This window comes from Veillonella sp. 3913 (assembly GCF_003992235.1).
Taxonomy (GTDB): domain Bacteria; phylum Bacillota; class Negativicutes; order Veillonellales; family Veillonellaceae; genus F0422.
Map to the genome: position 1 here is coordinate 175,549 of NZ_RQVF01000001.1, position 13,325 is coordinate 188,873.

A 13,325-nucleotide genomic window follows, 5' to 3' on the forward strand; every position below is an offset into this window, starting at 1 on the left:
TATATCAATGGTTTATATAATTAGTAAGTAAAAAATGGGCAAAAAATGGGCAAGGGCAATTTTTGCCAAATTTTACTCATATTGCATTCCAGTGGACATTCTATTGTAGATAGACATCTACTTAACCAATTTCTCCGCAACCAATTCCATAGCATTTACAGCTTCTTTATTCATGGAAGCGGTGACATGAGTATAGACACCCAAGGTTGTACTAGGATCATTATGGCCAACACGTGCCATCGCTGCTTTAAGTGGCACATTGGCAGCCGCTAATAAGCTAATATGAGTATGTCGAAATATATGTGTACTCAAATGCTTGTGATAGTTTAACTTTTTCAACACCTTATTAACAAAATGGTGGTCAAAAGGGTAGCCACCTTCTGTAGTAAAAATGTAATCGTTATTGCGTTTTTGATGTTTCCAAAGCTCACGGACTTTGTTGGACAACATGAAAGATTCTAAGATAGATTCTGAACGTGAGTCTAAATCTACATAGCGAATTGAATAGACATTTTTAGGGGTTGTACGAGATAATTGTGATGTAGTTCCTTTATCAACACATAAAGTGCCATTTACGTGGATGCGGTGATTGTCTTTATCGTAATCACAATCACGCAGCGCAACCATTTCCCCAAACCTCAAGCCCGTAAGAGATTGAAACTCACATAATTTAGCCACAACGGGATTAGATATTTCCAATAAGGAAATAACTTCTTTCAATTCTTCTGGTTCTAGGAATTTATCTTTGGCACGATCAATGTCAATCATAGATATTGGCTTGCGCTTTAATTCTAAACGCTCAATTATGCTGATATCCTTAATTACACCTAAACGGAAGTTATACCGCAATGCTGACCTAAATAGGTGCAAGAGTTGCTTAGTTGTGCTATATGCATGCGTTTCGTAGTACACATTAATTGCATGCTGCACCATGGAAGCGGTAAGATTCTGGTAAAGCGTTTCACCTGGAATGCTAGCTAATAACCCTGCACGTGCATGATGTAGGTTCCTAATAGTGGAAACCTTAATAAAATTGCTGTGGTACTCAATATAGGAATCTAATAACTCACTCAATGTAATTGCGGTAGAATAACCTGCAATGATTTCATCGATACGGTCTTGTAGATATTGTTGAGCAGTCTTTTGTGTAAGACGTGATTTATTAGGATACACAACACTAACCCTTTTCTTCTTGCCAGTAAGAGGGCACGTATACCGCTCAATATAGGCATAGGAAATATTGTCATTTTTATCTTTGCGTTCTTCAATCCACATGTAATGCACATCCATTCTATTCTAATAATTTAAAAATTGAGTAGAACTTCCCCTGATCCATTTGGAGTAGGGGGTTCTTTTTTTTATAAACTTGATTTGTTTCCATTTTGTTGGAGCCAACAAATTCATAGAGTTACCTTATCTACTTTTTAAAAACAAAATATACTCAAGCAGCTTATCCAACTGTTCATTATTGAAGTCTTGGATATTTTCCAATACTTCTTTTTGCTTTAAAGTTAAATTTTCAATGAATGTTGTATTATTAACATTATAATCTATGGGAAAATCATACCCCATAAGCCATGCGGAAGTGACACCTAAAATAGAGGAGAGCAAATCTATCTTGGATTGTTGTGGTTTATAATCTCCTTTTAAATAGGTGCTTAAAGAGGACTTTCCAATACCAGTCAAGTTACTTAAATCAGTTTGGCTCAAATGTTTTCGTTGCATTGCTATTTTTAATCGATTAGCAAATGTATCTTGAATTGAATTAGACTGTATAGAATGACCTGTTAATGCAGTAAGTTGATCTGCAAAGTAAATATCTTCACGCCATCCCAGTAAATAAGCGGGAGGAACATTTAGAACTGTTGCGAATTTTTCAATTTTGTTGCGGGTAATATCTACTAATCCAGATTCAATTTTGTTAATTGTTGAACGGGAAGAGTATCCCATTTGTTTTGCCAACTCATCTTGCGTTAATCCTAATTCAATTCGCCTTGCCTTTATTTTTTCATAAATTGTATTCATAAAAACATATCCTCCATTATCTTTTTCGTTCTTCAATCGACATTATCATACACATCCATTCTTTTGTAATAATTTTCAAATATTGTGTAGCAATTCCCCCATTCTATTAGAGTGAGGGATTCTTTTTACATTTTTTTAAATCTATGATGATTTAGAAAGTTTAATAAAATTAATATAATCAAAGAGTTTATCATATTGTTCATCAGTAAATGATGCGGTTTCAGCAAGAAGAGTTTGTTGTTTAGCGGTGTAGGTGATAGGTTCCCATCCCATAAGAACTTGAGGGGTTGTATTTAGAACTTTAGCAAACTCTACCGCTATTGAGATACTCACGTTTGTAATATTACCAGATTCGTAGCGCTGCACAGTTCCTTCGCTTAAACCTAATTGATTAGCTAGCTCTAATAAAGTTAGCCCTTTTAATTTTCTAAAATAACTAATATTTTTTCCTATAGTTTGATTTATAATATCTTTACTCATGAGATTACTCCTCTTAGAAAATTTAAAAAAGTTACTATAGTTAAATCGCTTATCATATTCATCATTGGTAAATGAAGTGGTTTGAGCTATAAGTGTTTGCTGTTAAGCGGTGTAGGTGGTAGTGCATCACTAAATGTATTTACAGCACATGACAACAATGCCAATGAGTTGCAATTCCTCAGCTTGTTCATAGGAAAGAATTATATCCGTATGAATAGGGTTAGTAGAATCAGGTCGAAGGATAACACGATTATTAGTTTGATCGTTAAAGAAATGTTTTACCGTATATTCGCCATGTAGTTCAACGACCACTACATCACCATTTTCTATATGAGAGAAAGAAGGAAGCGGTGTGCACATAATTGAATCACCATCATTAAATAAACGGTTCATACTATCCCCATTAACATGCATAATAAACACATCAGTATTGCCAGCATAGTTACCCATCATACAATCAGGTAATTGGATGGTGGGTAACTCTGAAAGACCCTCAATTGTTTTTAAGGTTCCAGCAGAAACACTAATAGGAATATAGGTGTAGGATGAGTAATTCTGACAAGTATCTATGATTGCACTATTATTAGCAAAATTTATATTATTGGAAATAGACGACATATTGGTGCTATTAGATGTAAAATCAATAACTTGATCACCATCCAATTGTGTTAATAACGTATTAATTGGTATATTAAGACCTTCAGAAATTTTTTTCATAGTAGCAACTGAAGGAGCAATAGGGTTTCCACTTCTGGAGTTTTTTTCATTTTCCAACATTGATATGTATTGTTTTGAAACACCTATTTTATCGGCTAAAAGTTGTTGCGAGAGTTTATGTTCTCTTCTATATTCTTTTAATAGTTGACTCAGTCTCATGGTGTTCTCCTTTATAAATATTAATGTCAACTACAGTTTACCATTGAGGAAAAATTATGTCAAATCTGCTTGACATCGTTTTTTTATTGATGTATACTATGCACAATAAGGTAGTCAAGCATGCTTGACATTTTAAAGGAGGTATATTTTGAATAGATTAAGAGAATTTAGAGAAAAAGCAAAGTTAACGCAACAAGAACTTGCTAATCGTGCTGGAATTTCCAGGGCGACAATTATCGATATTGAAAATAATAGCAAATCCGATATAAAGGTATCTACATTAATTGCGTTGGCAGATGCGTTAAATAGTGATCCAGGGACTATTTTTTTTAGCTCAAAAGTCAAGCATGCTTGACTTATTGTCTAAAAACAAAAATCTAACTCATAAAGTAACCAGGTGAAGCGGACTTTCAGAAGGAGGAATTATGCTACCAGGATTAACAGAAGAACAAAACTCATATTTGGAAGCCTTACACATCAAGGCCATTGATGATTCAATAGAACTAGGCAGGAAATATCATAAAACTAAAAACCACAAATATTTTGAAATGGGCGAAGCTGAATTAGCAAAAGCAAGAGCCTATCTAAAATTAGGTGACTTTGATCCCGATGCAAGACTTTGCGAGATGTAAGGAGGAATACAACATGCTACCAGAACTAACACCAATTCAAAATCGATATTTTGAACAGTACTATCTAACCGCGCTAGACCAAGCGGAAGAAAGCTTTGCATTGGCCACTGCGACAGGCTCAAAGGATCATGCACAGGATTACGTCACATCAATCACAGTGGCAAATTTGCTGTACGGATTAGGGAACTTTGAGAAAGACCCACGACAAAGTGGGTGTAAGAGGTAAAGGGGATGAAAACACGGAAAGGGATGATATACCGTGGAAAAACAGTAATAGGATTCGTTGAATTGCCATTCAGTAGTAACACGGAGGAACATTGTTTGAACATAAGGCATGAAGAGTATAAACAAAATATGCATCACATTACAGGAAGAGGCGAACTTAGCTTTTGCATCCTACGACCAAAAACAAGCATGCCCCTAGGAATACGACCTTTCAACTATAAAAATCGGCACAAGAAAGTAAGAGTTTAGTGCACTTACAACCAGGTGAAGCAGATTTTCAGAAGGAGGTAATATAACATGTTGCAGAAAGAAGGTAAATTAATCATTACTATTTCAGTGGATACTACCGAATTAGATGAAGCGATTAAGAAGATGAAAGAGTTACTTGAATTGCAAGAAAAAGTAAAGAGCAATTCTAATATGGAGATGACAAATGGATAAAGAAAAAGAGCCCCTACAAGAGAGGACCGTAACTAAAGGTGAGGGATGGAAATTAGTTAGAATTACACTACGATGCGTATTCTTACTAATGATACTGTTAGTTGTCGATGATATAACACGTATCACCTACCCAATGATTGCATTGTTTTTTATAGAATGCTTGTTTATTTCATTAGAGGTTTTAGAATCTAAAATTTAATAAAGGTTTCTATTAGTTTTTCAAACAATGCGGTAATGAACTTAGAGAATATATAAGAAATAACACTTTCCATAGTTGCTTTAGAAAGTTTAGGAAAATGTGTTTTACACCAGTCAAGCAACCTTTTATCTTTAATTAACCATTCCAAAATACTTAATTCTGAAGGGTTCAGATTTGTATTAAGAGGCAATACTTTGAGTGAGTTAATAGGTGGGATATCGTGTTTTAAAGCTGATAAGTCGATAATATCTGGCACTTGATAGGTTGAAACAGCATTAAAAATAGCATTAGTTAGTGTTTCATAGTTCTCCATTCTTCTTATTATTTGGTGGATTTCTAAAAAAGACATAGAAGAATAAAAAGTGGTATGTGTGGAGTTTAATTGCTCGTAAACTTTGTAAGCGGCTGAACAAAGAGGTGCCGAAGAAATACAAGCATTAAATAATGATGAGTGGGTTGTTAAAAATTTACTGGCAGGTAAAGTTATAACGCGTTCTATCAACTCACGATTCTTTACATATATCTCTAGAGCTGTTTTGTTTTTTTCGTTATTTTTCATAGGAATCACCCCCTTTCAGTGTGATTATAACATATAGATGAGGTGACTAGATTGGATGAAGATAATAAAGTTCTGAAAGAAGCTTTAGAAAAGGCGATAGTGAATGACATAAGGAATAAGATACTCAATTTATTATTAGGGTGGCCGTACTATTTATGCATGCTCATTATAATCATAGAAATATTGATAAAAAAAGGAAAGTAGACATACTGAGTTAATAAAAAATAGATGTAAAAAGGAGGTGGAGAGGTGGATACAGAAAAAGAGCCTCTAAAAGAGAGGCCCATTACAAAAAAAGATTTATACATGATAGCAAATCAAATTGTGGTCACAATATTGGGATATGGATTGGCATTTTTAAATACCCCTAATAGTGACTTAATGTTTTATGGATTATTATCACTAGCTGTTGTTTCGCACTTACTATTAGCCTTGCCTTTATTTTGTGAATCTATAAAATCTTGATGAGCTTGTAGAGCATCGAGGTGGGCTTGTTGAGCATCTTGATGAGCAACATACCCGGCACAAGCAACAACTATTATAGAGATAATAGTCACTAAGTTTGTTATAAAGGCAGCTTTATTAGATTTATACAGTGATTGAAGTTTTTCAGAAAAGTTTTCTAGCAAACTGCTAGGGAATAGGATCTCCTCTGGTGATGAATCAGTCATTATTTGAGAGGTATAAGAAGATAGTTCGCATAGCAAATCAGATGGAATATCTATAATATCATCTATAAAATCATGTAAATAATCTGCATCACAACTTTGAAGTTCTTGTGATAGATGTTCTAATTCTAAAGAATTTAATAATTGTTGTAGTCGAATTGTAGAGGAATGTTCAAAAAAATAAGATAAGGACTTAAAGAGTTTATCCTCTAATTTAGTGGGAAACAAATCTACCGGCTGAGAAACTTTTTGGATGCTCGTGAATAATTCATTAAAAAGTGATGTTGCAGCATTAATGCGACTAATAGAATCGGGTAAAGATTGAAAACATTTTTTATTGGACATGTAATCACCTCCTTTCATGGTGATTATAACACAGAAAGAAAAAGCAGGAGGTGGAAATATGGCTTGTGAGACAAAAGAAAAAAGTAGGGAAGAGCAGTCATGTAATGAAGAAACTGCAAGAGTTTCATTTTATTGCATGATAGAAAATCAAAAGAACTTAATAGAGGTTCTGAAAATCCTGAATAAATGTGAAACGATGACTTGTAGTAATGAAATGAAAAGTGAATATAAGAAACTCATCAAAAAGATAGAAAATGCATATCTTAGAGAAGCTAAATATGTAATGGGTGCAAGAGGGGTATCGTAATTATGAAAGTAGAAGTAATTGAGGTTAAGCCTTTACAACAACAATATGCCAGGGTCGGTAATGTTGCGACACTATTTGATTTAGGAAGAACAAAGACATCTGAGTTAATTAATGCTATGGAAAAAACTAAACCATGGAACGAGTACATAATTACAATCAATGAAAGGGCAAAACTGGTAAGAGTAGATGCATTTGAAGCGTATCTCAAGAGTATTAGAATGCAATGAAGACAATCTGTATAATTTGCAATGAAAAGAATAAAAGGACAAGGGCATATGTCCGATGTTCACTGCATAAAGGAACAATCTGCATGGAGCACTGCGAACATTGCAGATACAGATACACATCAAGGGGCAGTACACACTGCACATATAAAGAAGGAGGGAATACACATGAAAAGCAATAACTTTAAGCCACGATGGGGGAGAATCATCGGAGCTATTATTATCGTACTGGTGTTGATTATGGGGATTGTACAAGTATTCAGTGAAAGTACATCAGTAGAAACACAGAAAAAAACTATTACGATCATGTACCAGGTAGAAGAAGGTGACACATTATGGTCGATTGTGAAAGATTTGATGGGGGAATCGGTGAATGCACAACAGGTAATCTATCAAATTAAACAAGATAATAAAATCCAGGACACACTTAATGCAGGGCAGGTAATTAAAATTCGGATGCCAAAGCAATGAGCGATTTACTCATTGAATTACATGAATTACGTAGAGGGATGAACCAAGCCCTACGGATTGCCAAAGAAAGAGGAATGGACTTGGCAAAAAAAGAAGCCACATACAAAGTGGCCAAAGGAAAATTAGTATTATGTGAGCGAGAAAAGAAGACTCCAGTATCGGTCATTAATGACATCGTGCTGGGGGATCCTATTATCAGTGAATTACGGCAAGAACGAGATATTGCCAAAGCACTATATATTAACGCCCAGGAAGCTATCAATGTGAGGAAACTAGAGTTGCGTATTGTAGAAGCACAATTGGGACGAGAATGGAACGAGGTGAAATAAAAGAATGAGACCAAGAAAAGGATTGAGGGCACGAACGCCATTAAAGCGGTATACTCCCCTAAAGAAACAAGGAAAGAAAGGGGCTAAATATGAAAGAGAATTAAACCGTGTGCGTAAACAAGTGAGAGAGCGGGATGAAGATAGATGTATACTTTGTTATCAACCATACCAAGAGATTCATCACATTGTACCACGGTCAGCAGGCGGCACCAATGATTTGGATAATCTATGTTGCTTATGTTGGGAATGTCATCACACCAGGGCGCACGGATCCAATGCAAAAGAAATCCAAAAAGTATTGCAACAATTAATTAGGCAAAAAAAATAGAGCACACGCATGTGCTCTATCGGCTTGCAGACATAAGGTCATAAAAAACCACTCACATACAGTATACCATATGTCTACAAAAACATCTATAAATAGCGGTAGTAAGCCGTTAATTTATAACTTGATAGTATATATTATTAACTCAGACATAAGGAAATATTATGCGTAAGAGAAAGACCATTACAACAAGAAATATAAAATTCACATGGGATTATCTTACGGGTAGATCCTACGTAAAAGGAAAGGGACGAAGAAAAAAAGAAAATGTCAGCCCCGAAGCGATAAAAAAATATAATGCTAAACGGGCAGAGGTAAAATTATGTGCTTTGATAGATACAAATTTCATATCTATGGATTGGTACCTAACATTTACATTCAAAGAAAAGGTGACATTTGAAGATGCTAGGCACTGCATGCAGAACATGATAAAGAGAATGCAGCGACTCTACAAGAAAAATGGTGAAACACTCAAATATATATATGTGGTAGAAGGTGTGAATAGAGTACACTTTCACATGCTAATCAACAATGCATTTCCAATCACAACAGAAATGATAGAAGCATTATGGTCACATGGCTACGTAGATATGAGGGTGTATCATGGCAAGGCAGAAGATGCCACGGCACTGGCATCATATCTATTGAAAGAAACGAAAACAGAGAATTATGAGAAAGTGGAAGTATTCAAAAGAAGGTGGTACGCAAGTACGAATTTAGAGAAACCAAAAGAAAGTACAAGAACTTTGGCATCGAATCGGTGGCGTGATGATATTCACGTACCAGATGGATATTACCTTGACAAAGATAGTCTAATTGAGGGAGTAAACTTGGAGGGATATCCATATAGATTTTACAAATTAATTAAATTAGATACCAGGAGGCATAGATGGAAAATGTCAATCACGTAACAGTAGCAGGGCACTTGGTAAAAAGTGCTGAAGTGCGTTATACAAGCACAGGCAAGGCAGTGGCATATTTTGTAGTTGCTGCAAATAAGAAAATATCTGAAGAAAAACAAATCGTATCTTACATTCCAGTGAATGCATGGAATCAGGCAGAAGAACTTGGGGCATTAGTAAAAGGTGATGCGGTGCTAGTAACTGGAGAGTTGCGTACAGGATCATACGAAAAGAATGGTCGGACTATTTACACCTGGCATGTGCAAGCATCGAACGTCATGGTAGCACCGTTTGTTAATAACAAGGGGAATGAAAATTTTGATTCATTTGCAGATGAACGCAGAGACGAAATACCATTTTAAGGAGTGAAGTATGGGACGAAAAAAAGAACATAAGAAAGCCAAGACGTGTATCCACAGCCATGGAATGAATGACAAAGGCATCGTACGTACCACAATGGAATGTCCACACCATATTCACAATGTAATGGTAGGGAGAATGCATGTAGTGTTGGCCGCAAAATGCGACACGTGTAAAAGTTATAAGGCAAGGAAGGAGTGATTGGGTGATTATCAGAAAAATTTCAATCGTAGGAGAAACGCAGGTCTTTGAGTATATCAAAAATAGTGACACAGGTACTCGGTGTGGATATGTCATGCGCCTTAAAGAGGAAGGTAGACAGTCCCTATATGATGCATGGGAAGGCTTAGAAAAAATTATCCATAATCACCACAAAGACATCACAGGGACATCAGTATTCAAAGGGGCAAAGGTATTACTAAGACAACTAGAATTAAAGTATATTTCAACAAAGATGGAAGGAAAAGAGATTAGAATACCATCGCACATTCGATTCAATGGAAAAGCAATAACAGAAGATAAATCATTTAAATTTACAACAGAGTGGATAGGAATAGATGACAATGAATTAGAATCGGTTCAAACTATGATCCTTGAAACGATTGAGTACATTAAAGGTAGAAGGGCGCAAGAAAATCTATTCGATGAGTAATCTTAGAGAAGGAGATATGATGCGTAAAGAAAAAAACAAGCATGGACTATTGCCGTGCCCATTTTGTAATAACAAAGAAGTAAGAACCATTGTAGGGGTTGGAACAGGTGCCAAGCATAATATGGTGGTGTGTGATAAATGTAGTGCCATAGTATCGTTTGAAGATGAACCACAGTATTTGGCAATGGTTAGGGCATGGAATCGTAGATAGGGGTGAGCATTAATGAACTTGCCAATGTTCAGCTACTTATGGAACAAACACTGCAGTGAGTTATTCAAAGATGTAGAAATGACAGAAGATGAAGCCAAAATAGTGGCTGACGTAATCATTGAAAGTTATGAAGAAATTTTAAGAAGAATAAGGGAGAATCAACATGCAAAGGAAATGCCAGGGATGTAATAAGACATTCACACCGCCTAACTATACGATGATGCGGTGCAGATCGTGTGCAAAAGGTGTAGGGTGGCCAAAGGAACTAACTGAAACGGAAATAAAAGAGCGTGCCTACAAAAAGGAAGAAAAACAAGGTGGAAAAGAAGATAGTATAAGATGGGCGGATCATAAGCCTAAACGTAAGAAGGCGAAAAACACTTCATGCACATGTAATGTATGTGGAGCTGAGTTTTTGGGAACCGATAAACGCTGCAGATTCTGCTCACCAAAATGTAGAAAAATAGGGGAATCACAATACAATAAAGAACAGTACAAAATAAGAAAAGCAGCAAGAGGAGCAATAAAATGAAAACATCAAGAATGGGTGAAGTATTAGCAAGCTATCCAGCAAAGAAAACACAAGAAGCGGAAGACATGGTAAATAGTCCTAAGCACTATAAATTGCGTGGATTAGATATTGAGTCTGTTGATGTAATTAAAGCCACTCTAACCCCTGAAGAATTTCAAGGGTGGTTAAAAGGGAATGCTATGAAATATTTACATCGGCTAGGCAAAAAGGATGATGCGGTACAAGATGCAAAAAAAGCGATGAAGTATTTGGAGTGGCTAGTTAAGGAGATGGACGAATGAAAATACTATTGACAACGATGGTGAAAGCAACGATAAGAGAATATAAAAATAAACAATTTGACTGGGTTATTCGTATGTCATTTCATGTATTGGATTCTATGAAGGGGGAAATTAAGCACATACAATTCCCACCAAATTACTGTCTACAGTATAGAGATTCGAACGTGGTAGACATAGCAGATTTATCAGCGACGACATCAAAATTACGTATAGAAATAGAAGCGGCGAAAGCAGTATTACTTGACATATTAGATTCAGAACGGTCCCAAATAGATAATGATATGCGTATCGCCGGTGTGGTGTGCTTACTAGAGCAAGTAGAAGCAGAACTCACTAGTTCTGAAAGTTTGCAACGAGATATTCTAGTGGAACCGGAAGACTTTATGGATGGATTATCGGCTTGTATAAAGCTATTAAAGTTACATCTTGAATTGTTTACAGTAAGCGACAGGGATATAGAGTAATGGCGATTAAATATTTAAATAATCAAAATAAGAGACGACTGCTTATGCTGCGCTGTATGTCATCTGAGTGTAAAGGGATTGTCGAATCTCTGTTGCAATAAAAGATATCACAATCTTAAAAGGAGGAAAAATGAAAGTAAAAATTCAGAGAACACATCAAAATGGTAGAATCCCTACATATGCAACTGATGGAGCAGGGGCGTTTGACTTCTACAGTGCAGAGGAAGTAGATATTAAAGGATTAGAAGTAATGGCAATCGATTTAGGAGTAGCCTTAGAAGTGCCAGAGGGGCATGTAATGTTACTCTTTCCTCGTTCAAGTATAGGAAAAAATACACCTTTGCGAATGGCCAATAGCGTGGGAGTAATTGACAGTGATTACAGAGGTACTATTCATGCACTATATGAAAACAATGATATTTGCCCTACACTGATTAAAAAAGGCGACAGAATCGCCCAAGGAATCATATTACCAATTCCTAAGATAGAGTTTGAAGAGGTGAAATTATTATCTGGAACAAAACGTGGTCATGGTAGGTTTGGAAGTACTGGAGTATAAAAATGACGGAAGAAGAAATTAAACAAGCAAAAGAGGAACTCAATGAACTCACATTGACGATGGAATACTGGCAAGGTAAACATGATAAGAAGTTCAAGGTGTTAATGGATAAAGCATGGGATTTATTGGTAAAACTAAGACCAGTGATAAGTGAATATGAATATTGGGAACTATATGATTATTATGGTCAAGCAATAACATGGGATTGATTGAATGAAGCTGAAATATTTAAACAAGCAAAACAAAACCCATCTATTGATACTAGCACTAATGGCTAGTGAAACAAGAAACATAAGTGAAAGCCTAAAGTTAGATGGGGCACAAAAGCAAAAGGCATCGACAATTAGCACACATGCCAACACGCTATTTGGTGAAATCATGGAAAGTTTAGATGATAATCAGAGGGCACAAATGTTGCGGTTGATTCGTGATAAAACGATTGAGGTGGTGCCATCTAATGTATTCACTCGTAAAGAAAAAGAGAGTGAAGAAGATGAATGGGTTAGAACATTGGCGCAAAAGGCATTTGAAGCGAACTGTATCAAATGCGAACGAAAAGACCACAATTCATGCGAATTAAAATGTGCATTGATTAATATGTCAGTGCCAATGATCCATGAAGAGACCGAGGATTGTCCTTACCGAGTTCTATATGATGCGGACGGCAATTTCATTAGGGATTAATAATAAAGTGAGGTGATACGTTGACAATACATGAAATGTTAATGAAGATTAAAAATTTAAATAGAGACATAGATTATGTGTATAAACAGCTCCAACAAATGAAATCACAAATAGATGGATTACGAGCCACGGATTATTCAGCATGTCATGTCGACGGCGGAACACCTAGCGACATTGCGGATAGGATTTACAGAATCGAAAAAAGGCGCAAGGAATTGATTGAGTTACAAAAAGAATTATATGATTTTTTAGAAACTATTAATGATGTGCTAGACAGAATGCCAGATCAAACCTATGCTATCGTAATTCGTCAACGGTATTTATTTCACGAAAACTGGCGAGACATCGCTAGCATGATAGGAGTTAGCCGTGAATGGCTAAGAAAAAAAATACATCCTATTGCTGTAAAAAAATTTGAAGAAGAGTTGGCAAGAGTTGGCATAGTTGGCAAAATGAAATGATATAATACTAGTGTAAAGGTTTAACAATCAACCTACTTTCATAAAAATATAAAAACCACAAAAAATGACATCAAATGCTGCGATGTCATTTTTTGTTTAAAGGGACATCATTA

27 protein-coding genes are annotated in these 13,325 nt (G+C 35.7%); 21 read left to right on the plus strand and 6 right to left on the minus strand.

The window, feature by feature from the left end; genetic code table 11:
• Positions 1-117: 117 nt before the first annotated feature.
• The 4 genes from EO113_RS00830 to EO113_RS00845 all read right to left on the minus strand — a co-directional run bounded on the left by EO113_RS00830 (position 118) and on the right by EO113_RS00845 (position 3,381).
• Positions 118-1,290, minus strand: a complete 1,173-nt coding sequence (locus EO113_RS00830) for a site-specific integrase (RefSeq protein ID WP_127135249.1) — start codon at positions 1,288-1,290, stop codon at positions 118-120.
• 123 nt (positions 1,291-1,413) lie between these two features.
• Positions 1,414-2,025 carry a helix-turn-helix domain-containing protein gene (locus EO113_RS00835; protein WP_127135250.1) on the minus strand — a complete coding sequence of 204 codons (612 nt, stop codon included), beginning with the start codon at positions 2,023-2,025 and terminating at the stop codon, positions 1,414-1,416.
• Positions 2,026-2,166: 141 nt separating this feature from the next.
• On the minus strand, positions 2,167-2,505 hold the full coding sequence (locus EO113_RS00840; RefSeq protein WP_127135251.1) for a helix-turn-helix domain-containing protein: 339 nt from the start codon (positions 2,503-2,505) through the stop codon (positions 2,167-2,169).
• 129 nt (positions 2,506-2,634) lie between these two features.
• Positions 2,635-3,381, minus strand: a complete 747-nt coding sequence (locus EO113_RS00845) for a S24 family peptidase (RefSeq protein ID WP_127135252.1) — start codon at positions 3,379-3,381, stop codon at positions 2,635-2,637.
• A gap of 148 nt (positions 3,382-3,529) precedes the next feature.
• Between EO113_RS00845 and EO113_RS00850 the strand changes: the two genes are divergently transcribed.
• The 4 genes from EO113_RS00850 to EO113_RS08050 all read left to right on the plus strand — a co-directional run bounded on the left by EO113_RS00850 (position 3,530) and on the right by EO113_RS08050 (position 4,679).
• A complete protein-coding gene (locus EO113_RS00850) occupies positions 3,530-3,736 on the plus strand; it encodes a helix-turn-helix transcriptional regulator (protein WP_206168637.1) in 207 nt (68 codons plus the stop codon).
• Between the two features lie 70 nt (positions 3,737-3,806).
• Positions 3,807-4,013: a hypothetical protein gene (locus EO113_RS00855; protein ID WP_127135254.1), complete on the plus strand. Its 207-nt coding sequence runs from the start codon at positions 3,807-3,809 to the stop codon at positions 4,011-4,013.
• A 13-nt stretch (positions 4,014-4,026) separates the two neighbouring features.
• The gene (locus EO113_RS00860) at positions 4,027-4,239 is read left to right on the plus strand and encodes a hypothetical protein (protein ID WP_127135255.1); all 213 of its coding nucleotides are present in this window, start codon (positions 4,027-4,029) and stop codon (positions 4,237-4,239) included.
• Positions 4,240-4,535: 296 nt separating this feature from the next.
• Positions 4,536-4,679, plus strand: coding sequence for a hypothetical protein (locus EO113_RS08050; RefSeq protein ID WP_164726273.1), 144 nt, complete (start codon positions 4,536-4,538; stop codon positions 4,677-4,679).
• Between the two features lie 188 nt (positions 4,680-4,867).
• Here the strand turns inward: EO113_RS08050 and EO113_RS00865 are convergent, their stop codons facing one another.
• The gene (locus EO113_RS00865; protein ID WP_127135256.1) at positions 4,868-5,437 is read right to left on the minus strand and encodes a hypothetical protein; all 570 of its coding nucleotides are present in this window, start codon (positions 5,435-5,437) and stop codon (positions 4,868-4,870) included.
• A gap of 386 nt (positions 5,438-5,823) precedes the next feature.
• The gene (locus EO113_RS00870) at positions 5,824-6,450 is read right to left on the minus strand and encodes a hypothetical protein (protein WP_127135257.1); all 627 of its coding nucleotides are present in this window, start codon (positions 6,448-6,450) and stop codon (positions 5,824-5,826) included.
• A gap of 58 nt (positions 6,451-6,508) precedes the next feature.
• Here EO113_RS00870 and EO113_RS00875 point away from each other — a divergent pair, with 58 nt between their 5' ends.
• The 17 genes from EO113_RS00875 (at position 6,509) to EO113_RS00950 (ending at position 13,212) form a co-directional block, all read left to right on the plus strand.
• Positions 6,509-6,757: a hypothetical protein gene (locus EO113_RS00875; protein WP_127135258.1), complete on the plus strand. Its 249-nt coding sequence runs from the start codon at positions 6,509-6,511 to the stop codon at positions 6,755-6,757.
• A gap of 2 nt (positions 6,758-6,759) precedes the next feature.
• Positions 6,760-6,984: a hypothetical protein gene (locus tag EO113_RS00880; protein ID WP_127135259.1), complete on the plus strand. Its 225-nt coding sequence runs from the start codon at positions 6,760-6,762 to the stop codon at positions 6,982-6,984.
• 165 nt (positions 6,985-7,149) lie between these two features.
• Entirely contained in the window at positions 7,150-7,452 is a 303-nt protein-coding gene (locus EO113_RS00885; RefSeq protein WP_164726274.1) for a LysM peptidoglycan-binding domain-containing protein, read from the plus strand.
• Positions 7,449-7,781 (plus strand): hypothetical protein, encoded by a 333-nt coding sequence (locus EO113_RS00890; protein WP_127135261.1) that lies wholly within the window; start codon positions 7,449-7,451, stop codon positions 7,779-7,781. The genes EO113_RS00885 and EO113_RS00890 overlap by 4 nt, the downstream gene beginning before the upstream one ends.
• Before the next feature lie 4 nt (positions 7,782-7,785).
• Positions 7,786-8,109: an HNH endonuclease gene (locus EO113_RS00895; protein ID WP_127135262.1), complete on the plus strand. Its 324-nt coding sequence runs from the start codon at positions 7,786-7,788 to the stop codon at positions 8,107-8,109.
• 161 nt (positions 8,110-8,270) lie between these two features.
• Positions 8,271-9,017 carry a hypothetical protein gene (locus EO113_RS00900; protein WP_127135263.1) on the plus strand — a complete coding sequence of 249 codons (747 nt, stop codon included), beginning with the start codon at positions 8,271-8,273 and terminating at the stop codon, positions 9,015-9,017.
• Positions 8,996-9,370 (plus strand): single-stranded DNA-binding protein, encoded by a 375-nt coding sequence (locus tag EO113_RS00905; protein ID WP_127135264.1) that lies wholly within the window; start codon positions 8,996-8,998, stop codon positions 9,368-9,370. Before EO113_RS00900 ends, EO113_RS00905 begins: the two co-directional genes overlap by 22 nt.
• A gap of 10 nt (positions 9,371-9,380) precedes the next feature.
• A complete protein-coding gene (locus tag EO113_RS00910) occupies positions 9,381-9,569 on the plus strand; it encodes a hypothetical protein (protein ID WP_127135265.1) in 189 nt (62 codons plus the stop codon).
• A 4-nt stretch (positions 9,570-9,573) separates the two neighbouring features.
• Positions 9,574-10,020, plus strand: a complete 447-nt coding sequence (locus EO113_RS00915; RefSeq protein ID WP_127135266.1) for a hypothetical protein — start codon at positions 9,574-9,576, stop codon at positions 10,018-10,020.
• Positions 10,013-10,231: a Lar family restriction alleviation protein gene (locus EO113_RS00920; RefSeq protein WP_127135267.1), complete on the plus strand. Its 219-nt coding sequence runs from the start codon at positions 10,013-10,015 to the stop codon at positions 10,229-10,231. The genes EO113_RS00915 and EO113_RS00920 overlap by 8 nt, the downstream gene beginning before the upstream one ends.
• A 12-nt stretch (positions 10,232-10,243) precedes the next feature.
• Positions 10,244-10,420 (plus strand): hypothetical protein, encoded by a 177-nt coding sequence (locus EO113_RS08055; protein ID WP_164726275.1) that lies wholly within the window; start codon positions 10,244-10,246, stop codon positions 10,418-10,420.
• 339 nt (positions 10,421-10,759) lie between these two features.
• Positions 10,760-11,044 (plus strand): DUF3310 domain-containing protein, encoded by a 285-nt coding sequence (locus EO113_RS00925; RefSeq protein WP_206168638.1) that lies wholly within the window; start codon positions 10,760-10,762, stop codon positions 11,042-11,044.
• Positions 11,041-11,508: a hypothetical protein gene (locus EO113_RS00930; RefSeq protein WP_127135268.1), complete on the plus strand. Its 468-nt coding sequence runs from the start codon at positions 11,041-11,043 to the stop codon at positions 11,506-11,508. The genes EO113_RS00925 and EO113_RS00930 overlap by 4 nt, the downstream gene beginning before the upstream one ends.
• Positions 11,509-11,638: 130 nt before the next feature.
• Entirely contained in the window at positions 11,639-12,067 is a 429-nt protein-coding gene (gene dut, locus EO113_RS00935; protein ID WP_127135269.1) for a dUTP diphosphatase, read from the plus strand.
• A gap of 2 nt (positions 12,068-12,069) precedes the next feature.
• Positions 12,070-12,276 (plus strand): hypothetical protein, encoded by a 207-nt coding sequence (locus tag EO113_RS00940; RefSeq protein WP_127135270.1) that lies wholly within the window; start codon positions 12,070-12,072, stop codon positions 12,274-12,276.
• A 61-nt stretch (positions 12,277-12,337) separates the two neighbouring features.
• Positions 12,338-12,751 (plus strand): DUF5651 domain-containing protein, encoded by a 414-nt coding sequence (locus tag EO113_RS00945; protein WP_164726277.1) that lies wholly within the window; start codon positions 12,338-12,340, stop codon positions 12,749-12,751.
• A 98-nt stretch (positions 12,752-12,849) separates the two neighbouring features.
• Positions 12,850-13,212: a hypothetical protein gene (locus tag EO113_RS00950; protein ID WP_127135272.1), complete on the plus strand. Its 363-nt coding sequence runs from the start codon at positions 12,850-12,852 to the stop codon at positions 13,210-13,212.
• The last annotated feature ends 113 nt before the right edge of the window (positions 13,213-13,325 follow it).

Excerpts from the sequence above, each read along its gene's own strand:
- EO113_RS00830 (WP_127135249.1), bottom strand. The coding sequence starts at position 1,290 with ATGGATGTGCATTACATGTGGATTGAAGAACGCAAAGATAAAAATGAC.
- EO113_RS00835 (WP_127135250.1), bottom strand. The coding sequence starts at position 2,025 with ATGAATACAATTTATGAAAAAATAAAGGCAAGGCGAATTGAATTAGGA.
- EO113_RS00840 (WP_127135251.1), bottom strand. The coding sequence starts at position 2,505 with ATGAGTAAAGATATTATAAATCAAACTATAGGAAAAAATATTAGTTAT.
- EO113_RS00845 (WP_127135252.1), bottom strand. The coding sequence starts at position 3,381 with ATGAGACTGAGTCAACTATTAAAAGAATATAGAAGAGAACATAAACTC.
- EO113_RS00855 (WP_127135254.1), top strand. The coding sequence starts at position 3,807 with ATGCTACCAGGATTAACAGAAGAACAAAACTCATATTTGGAAGCCTTA.
- EO113_RS00860 (WP_127135255.1), top strand. The coding sequence starts at position 4,027 with ATGCTACCAGAACTAACACCAATTCAAAATCGATATTTTGAACAGTAC.
- EO113_RS08050 (WP_164726273.1), top strand. The coding sequence starts at position 4,536 with ATGTTGCAGAAAGAAGGTAAATTAATCATTACTATTTCAGTGGATACT.
- EO113_RS00865 (WP_127135256.1), bottom strand. The coding sequence starts at position 5,437 with ATGAAAAATAACGAAAAAAACAAAACAGCTCTAGAGATATATGTAAAG.
- EO113_RS00870 (WP_127135257.1), bottom strand. The coding sequence starts at position 6,450 with ATGTCCAATAAAAAATGTTTTCAATCTTTACCCGATTCTATTAGTCGC.
- EO113_RS00875 (WP_127135258.1), top strand. The coding sequence starts at position 6,509 with ATGGCTTGTGAGACAAAAGAAAAAAGTAGGGAAGAGCAGTCATGTAAT.
- EO113_RS00880 (WP_127135259.1), top strand. The coding sequence starts at position 6,760 with ATGAAAGTAGAAGTAATTGAGGTTAAGCCTTTACAACAACAATATGCC.
- EO113_RS00885 (WP_164726274.1), top strand. The coding sequence starts at position 7,150 with ATGAAAAGCAATAACTTTAAGCCACGATGGGGGAGAATCATCGGAGCT.
- EO113_RS00890 (WP_127135261.1), top strand. The coding sequence starts at position 7,449 with ATGAGCGATTTACTCATTGAATTACATGAATTACGTAGAGGGATGAAC.
- EO113_RS00895 (WP_127135262.1), top strand. The coding sequence starts at position 7,786 with ATGAGACCAAGAAAAGGATTGAGGGCACGAACGCCATTAAAGCGGTAT.
- EO113_RS00900 (WP_127135263.1), top strand. The coding sequence starts at position 8,271 with ATGCGTAAGAGAAAGACCATTACAACAAGAAATATAAAATTCACATGG.
- EO113_RS00905 (WP_127135264.1), top strand. The coding sequence starts at position 8,996 with ATGGAAAATGTCAATCACGTAACAGTAGCAGGGCACTTGGTAAAAAGT.
- EO113_RS00910 (WP_127135265.1), top strand. The coding sequence starts at position 9,381 with ATGGGACGAAAAAAAGAACATAAGAAAGCCAAGACGTGTATCCACAGC.
- EO113_RS00920 (WP_127135267.1), top strand. The coding sequence starts at position 10,013 with ATGAGTAATCTTAGAGAAGGAGATATGATGCGTAAAGAAAAAAACAAG.
- EO113_RS08055 (WP_164726275.1), top strand. The coding sequence starts at position 10,244 with ATGAACTTGCCAATGTTCAGCTACTTATGGAACAAACACTGCAGTGAG.
- EO113_RS00925 (WP_206168638.1), top strand. The coding sequence starts at position 10,760 with ATGAAAACATCAAGAATGGGTGAAGTATTAGCAAGCTATCCAGCAAAG.
- EO113_RS00930 (WP_127135268.1), top strand. The coding sequence starts at position 11,041 with ATGAAAATACTATTGACAACGATGGTGAAAGCAACGATAAGAGAATAT.
- dut (WP_127135269.1), top strand. The coding sequence starts at position 11,639 with ATGAAAGTAAAAATTCAGAGAACACATCAAAATGGTAGAATCCCTACA.
- EO113_RS00940 (WP_127135270.1), top strand. The coding sequence starts at position 12,070 with ATGACGGAAGAAGAAATTAAACAAGCAAAAGAGGAACTCAATGAACTC.
- EO113_RS00945 (WP_164726277.1), top strand. The coding sequence starts at position 12,338 with ATGGCTAGTGAAACAAGAAACATAAGTGAAAGCCTAAAGTTAGATGGG.
- EO113_RS00950 (WP_127135272.1), top strand. The coding sequence starts at position 12,850 with ATGAAATCACAAATAGATGGATTACGAGCCACGGATTATTCAGCATGT.